General features: G+C 65.9%; 1 protein-coding gene. It reads left to right on the top strand.

Annotated elements, in window-relative coordinates; genetic code table 11:
* Positions 1–615, top strand: a 615-nt coding sequence (locus DM807_RS00705; protein ID WP_179026944.1) for an Ig-like domain-containing protein, incomplete at both ends; no start/stop codon positions are given.

Below are 615 nucleotides of genomic sequence, written 5' to 3' on the forward strand. Positions count from 1 at the left end.
TGAGCAACATTACCGTCGGTGCAGATGGCCTGGCCCTGAGCGGCCGCGGCGAACCGGGTGCCACCGTCGAAGTGCGCGATGCCAACGGCAACGTGATCGGCACGGGTGTGGTCGGTGCCAACGGCACCTTCCTGATCGACCTGAATCCCGCCGCGCAGCCGGGTGAACACCTGAGCCTGGTGCAGACCGACCCAAGCGGCAACGCCTCCGTGGCCCTGGAGTACGACGTTCCGCTGACCACCGCCCCTGATAGCCCGAGCAATCTGGCCATCGATGCCGACGGCACCACCCTCACCGGTACTGCGCCGGCTGGCAGCCGTGTCGAAGTGCACGATGCCAACGGCACGCTGATCGGCAGCGCTATCGCCAATGCCGATGGCAGTTTCAGCATCGAACTGAATCCGGCCCAAGCCAATGGCGAACTGCTGGACGTGGTCGCCATCGATGGCAGCGGCCTTTCGTCGCTGCCAGCGCAGGTCACCGCACCAGACATCACTGCGCCAGCTGCACCAACCGAACTGACAGTCAATGCCAACGGTACTGTGGTTACCGGCCGCGCCGAACCGGGCAGCACCGTGCGCATCCTCGCACCAGACGGAAGCGAGCTGGGCAGCG

This window comes from Pseudomonas hunanensis (assembly GCF_013393325.1).
Taxonomy (GTDB): domain Bacteria; phylum Pseudomonadota; class Gammaproteobacteria; order Pseudomonadales; family Pseudomonadaceae; genus Aquipseudomonas; species Aquipseudomonas putida_P.